The organism is Nosocomiicoccus sp. HMSC059G07, from assembly GCF_001815515.1.
GTDB lineage: Bacteria > Bacillota > Bacilli > Staphylococcales > Salinicoccaceae > Nosocomiicoccus > Nosocomiicoccus ampullae_A.
The window spans coordinates 30,022-34,898 of sequence record NZ_KV820884.1; the positions used below are offsets into that span (position 1 = coordinate 30,022).

Below are 4,877 nucleotides of genomic sequence, written 5' to 3' on the forward strand. Positions count from 1 at the left end.
CCGCTTCATTAAGCGATACGTTTTTAGGTGCATGCGAGATATACGCTTCATGCATCACTTGATGTGTTGCGTTCGAGCCGTCGACATCTGCACGACCGGAGTAAAAAACGACGTCTCCTTTTTTATAGCTCGTTACTTCACTTCCAATATCTTCAACAACACCTACCGCATCGTACCCGAGTATTCTCGGTGGGTGTTTAATTTCAGTTTGACGTGTTTTTGTGTCGACCGGATTCATACCAATCGATTTTACTTTAACAAATACGTCTTTATCGTTTAGTTTTGGTTTTTCGAAATCTTTTTTGTAAAACTTATTTCCTTCACTTAGTTTAAATGGTTCATCTGCAGCAATCGCATACATGTTTAACGCCTCCAATTTAATAGTTAATATATGAATACCCTTACTTCTAACATAAGAAACCGTCGAAGAATTTATAAGTTAAAAAGACGATGGAAAAATGGTATAATACTTGTATTCTATGTATCGAGGATGATAACAGTGAAGCGACTACAAATTATGGGGATATTAAATGTGACACCAGATTCTTTTAGTGATGGTGGAGAATTTCATCAGCTTGACAATGCGGTCGAGCATGCAAAACAAATGGTAAAAGATGGTGCTGATATTATCGACGTCGGTGGCTATTCAACACGTCCTGGTGGATATACGCCGATTTCTATAGAAGAAGAAATACGTCGCGTCGTCCCAGTCGTTGAAGCGATTCACGAATTAAATTTAGGTGTCGATATTTCAGTCGACACGTTTCGTAGTGAAGTCGCAAAAGCGAGTATTGAAGCAGGTGCTACAATTATTAACGACCAGTGGCGTGGAACGTACGATGAAAAGATCTTAGAAGTCGTCAGCGAATATAACGTGCCGATTATTTTAATGCACAATAACGAACATGGTAAATACGACGACGTCGTCGAAGCTATGATTGCCGAGCTAAAAGAAAGTGTCGAACTTTGTAAGAAGTATAACATCAAAGATGAAAACATCTGGTTAGATCCAGGCGTTGGATTTGTAAAATCACGAGACGAAGAAATTAAAGTGATGAAAAACTTACACAAACTCGTCGATTTAGGCTATAAAGTTCTACTCGGAACGAGTCGTAAACGAATGATTAAAGAACTTATCGAAGACGATAGAGGACCAAAAGACCGCGATGCGGGTACTGCAGCAACAACTGTTATCGGTATAAATCACGGTGTAGACGCGGTACGCGTTCACAATGTAAAAATGAATCGCGATATTAGTGACGTTTATATGAAGTTAAGAGGGAATTAAATGGATATTATAAGAGTAAATGGCATTCGACTTTATGCTTATCACGGAGTGTTACAAGCTGAAAGAGATATCGGGCAGTACTTTATCGTCGATGTGTTGCTATATACAGACTTAACAGAAGCTGGAGTTTCTGATGACGTGAACGACACGATTAACTACGCAGAAGTGTACGAAACTGTTGAAGCAATCATTCAGGGCCCACCAGTGAACTTACTCGAGCATCTAGGACATAAAATAATAGAGAAACTAACAAATGACTATCCAGTTGTGAAGAAAATCGAGGTTACAATCACAAAACCGAGTCCACCAATCGATGGCAACTACAAAGATGTGAGTGTGACGTTAAATAGAGAGGTTAAATAATGAAAGCTAAAGCGTATCTCGGACTAGGCGCAAACATTGGAGAGCGCCTTGAAAACTTAAATCGAGCGATTCAATTACTAGATAGTGGAAAAGATTGTGATGTCACGAAACAATCATCTATATATGAGACTGCACCGTATGGTAAAACTGATCAACCAGATTTTTTAAATATGGTTGTTGAAGTTGAAACAGACCTTGAACCGATCGAGCTACTAGAGTTTTGTTTATATGTAGAGAGTCAACTCGGTCGCGTACGTGAAGAAGTATGGGGACCTCGAGTGATTGATATCGATGTACTCATGTATGAAGATTTAGAAATCGACATCGATAATTTAATCGTCCCACACGAAGAAATGCATCTACGCAAGTTCGTGTTAGAACCGTTCAACGAAATCGCACCGAATGCAGTACATCCGACATTTAATAAAACTGTCAAAGAGCTGTTAGAAGAACTAAACGGTGACACGGATGTTTAAAATTGGGAATGTAGAAATCCCAAACCGCGTTGTACTTGCGCCAATGGCAGGGATTTCCAACGTCGCGTTTAGAAAGACAGTCAAAGAGTTTGGTGCTGGAATGGTATGTGCTGAAATGATCAGCGACAAAGCACTGATCACTAACAATAAACGCACGTTAAAAATGCTCGAGGTGGACGAGACAGAGCACCCAATGTCACTTCAAATATTCGGTGGTGAAAAAGACACTTTAGTTGAAGCGGCAAAATATGTCGACAAACATACGAACGCTGATATTATAGATATTAATATGGGATGCCCAGTGAATAAGGTCATCCGCTGTGAAGCGGGTGCGAGGTGGTTACTCGATCCAGATAAGATATACGAAATGGTAAGTGCTGTTGTAGAAGCGGTTGAAAAGCCTGTCACTTGTAAAATGCGTATCGGTTGGGATGAAGAACACATCTACGCAGTTGAAAATGCGAAAGCCGCTGAACGAGCGGGCGCTGCTGCAATTGCAATTCACGGACGTACACGCGTACAAATGTACGAAGGAAAAGCGAACTGGGACGTCATTCGACAAGTAAAAGAAGCGGTGAACATACCAGTAATTGGTAATGGAGACGTTACAACTCCAGAACTCGCTAAAAAGATGCTCGACGAAACAGGTGTTGATGCTGTGATGATTGGCCGTGCCGCACAAGGGAATCCTTGGATTATATACAGAACCGTTCATTATTTAGAAACTGGTGAATTACTCGATGAACCGAGTTTAGATGAGAAAATCGACGTACTCACACTACATATGGATCGTTTAATCGACTTAAAAGGTGAGAAAACTGCTATTATGGAAATGAGGAAACATGCGTCGTGGTATTTGCGAAACGTTAAAGGTGGCGGACAAGTTCGCAGGCAAATTAATACAGTGAAAACACGAAGAGATCTCATTCAACTTTTAACACAATTTAAACGAGACATGGAATTACGTGACAATAAACAAACAGAAATACTTGTATAAGGAGACATATCAATGAGTGAAGAAATTAACGACCAAATTGAAGTTCGTCTAAATAAAATGAACGAACTTCGTGAAAAAGGACTCGACCCATTTGGACAAAAATTTATTGTAGATGCTACGTCTAAAGAATTAGTCGAAAATTGGGACGAGTTTTCTAAAGAAGAATTAGCAGAAAAAGAAACAGAGTCTAAAGTGCGTATCGCAGGGCGCGTGATGACAAAACGTGGTAAAGGTAAAGCAGGATTTGCGCACATTCAAGATATCGATGGACAAATTCAAATTTACGTGCGTAAAGACCAAATTGGTGAAGACACGTTCGACGTTTGGAATCAAACAGACTTAGGTGATATCGTCGGTGTTGAAGGTGTTATGTTTAAGACAAACACAGGTGAATTATCTGTAAAAGCGACGGAGTATGTACATTTATCTAAAGCATTACGTCCATTACCAGACAAACACCACGGACTGAAAGACGTTGAAGAGCGTTATAGAAAACGTTACTTAGATTTACTGACAAACGAAGAGTCTAAAGTGCGTTTCATTTTACGTAGTAAAATCATTACCGAGATCAGAAAATATTTAGACGGTGAAGGCTTCTTAGAAGTTGAAACACCGATGATGCATGCGATCGCTGGTGGTGCGCAGGCACGTCCGTTTATTACGCACCATAATGCATTAGACGTTGATTTATATATGCGTATTGCGTTAGAGCTTCACTTAAAACGTCTCGTCGTTGGAGGGCTCGACAAAGTGTACGAAATCGGTCGTGTATTCCGTAACGAAGGGGTATCAACGCGTCATAACCCTGAGTTTACGATGCTTGAATTATACGAAGCATACGCAGACTACGAAGATATTATGGACTTAACTGAAAACTTAGTCGCACACGTAGCGAAAGAAGTACTCGGTTCTTCAGTCGTAGAATACGAAGGAGAAGAAATCGATCTTTCACCAGGTTGGCGCAGAGTCCACATGGCTGAAATTGTTAAAGAGTATACAGGAGTAGACTTCTTTGAACAAATGTCAGACGAAGAAGCACTCGCGCTTGCAAAAGAACACGGTGTTGAAGTCGATAAATTCCATAGTACGTTTGGTCACGTATTAAACGAATTCTTTGAACAAAAAGTAGAAGAACACCTACATCAACCAACATTTGTTTACGGTCACCCAGTAGAAGTGTCACCGTTATCTAAGAAAAACCCAGAAGATGAAAGATTCACTGACCGCTTCGAGTTATTTATCGTCGGACGTGAACACGCGAACGCGTTCACAGAGTTAAACGATCCAATCGATCAAAGAGAAAGATTCCAAATGCAAGTCGACGAAGCGAAAAGCGGGAACGATGAAGCACATGAAATGGATGAAGACTTCATCAAAGCATTAGAATATGGACTCCCACCAACAGGTGGCTTAGGAATAGGAATCGATCGTCTCGTAATGCTGTTAACGAACGCATCATCGATTCGCGACGTTCTATTATTCCCTTATATGAGACAGAGTAAGTAATTAGGAAACATCCGCCGATAATTATCGGTGGATGTTCTCTTTATAGCTATTTATAAAAAACACTTGACGGTTATTAAAATTCATTGTAATATGTATAGTGTTGTGTCATGGAGGATTAGCTCAGTTGGGAGAGCACTTGCTCGACAAGCAAGGGGTCGGTGGTTCGAGCCCGCCATTCTCCATTTTTTTTTTAATTTTAAAAGTAAATCATCTGCGGAAGTAGTTCAGTGGTAGAACACCACCTTGC

General features: G+C 40.3%; 6 protein-coding genes and 1 tRNA gene. 6 read left to right on the forward strand and 1 reads right to left on the reverse strand.

Translation table 11 applies throughout. The annotated features are described in order from the left end of the window. On the reverse strand, window positions 1-361 hold a 361-nt coding region (locus HMPREF3029_RS08560; protein WP_168165526.1), incomplete at its 3' end, for an alcohol dehydrogenase catalytic domain-containing protein. Window positions 362-499: 138 nt separating this feature from the next. On the opposite strand from HMPREF3029_RS08560, the gene folP reads away from it, so the two are divergent. From folP to HMPREF3029_RS08590, 6 genes are all read left to right on the forward strand, one after another. Continuing rightward, window positions 500-1,288: a dihydropteroate synthase gene (folP, locus tag HMPREF3029_RS08565; RefSeq protein ID WP_068128614.1), complete on the forward strand. Its 789-nt coding sequence runs from the start codon at window positions 500-502 to the stop codon at window positions 1,286-1,288. Then, window positions 1,289-1,651, forward strand: coding sequence for a dihydroneopterin aldolase (gene folB, locus HMPREF3029_RS08570; RefSeq protein WP_070623112.1), 363 nt, complete (start codon window positions 1,289-1,291; stop codon window positions 1,649-1,651). Beyond that, window positions 1,651-2,127 (forward strand): 2-amino-4-hydroxy-6-hydroxymethyldihydropteridine diphosphokinase, encoded by a 477-nt coding sequence (folK, locus tag HMPREF3029_RS08575; RefSeq protein ID WP_068128611.1) that lies wholly within the window; start codon window positions 1,651-1,653, stop codon window positions 2,125-2,127. Before folB ends, folK begins: the two co-directional genes overlap by 1 nt. Further along, window positions 2,120-3,124 carry a tRNA dihydrouridine synthase DusB gene (gene dusB / locus HMPREF3029_RS08580; RefSeq protein ID WP_070623115.1) on the forward strand — a complete coding sequence of 335 codons (1,005 nt, stop codon included), beginning with the start codon at window positions 2,120-2,122 and terminating at the stop codon, window positions 3,122-3,124. The genes folK and dusB overlap by 8 nt, the downstream gene beginning before the upstream one ends. Window positions 3,125-3,136: 12 nt before the next feature. Further along, a complete protein-coding gene (gene lysS, locus HMPREF3029_RS08585) occupies window positions 3,137-4,630 on the forward strand; it encodes a lysine--tRNA ligase (RefSeq protein ID WP_070710416.1) in 1,494 nt (497 codons plus the stop codon). Window positions 4,631-4,739: 109 nt separating this feature from the next. Further along, window positions 4,740-4,812, forward strand: a tRNA-Val gene (locus tag HMPREF3029_RS08590). The last annotated feature ends 65 nt before the right edge of the window (window positions 4,813-4,877 follow it).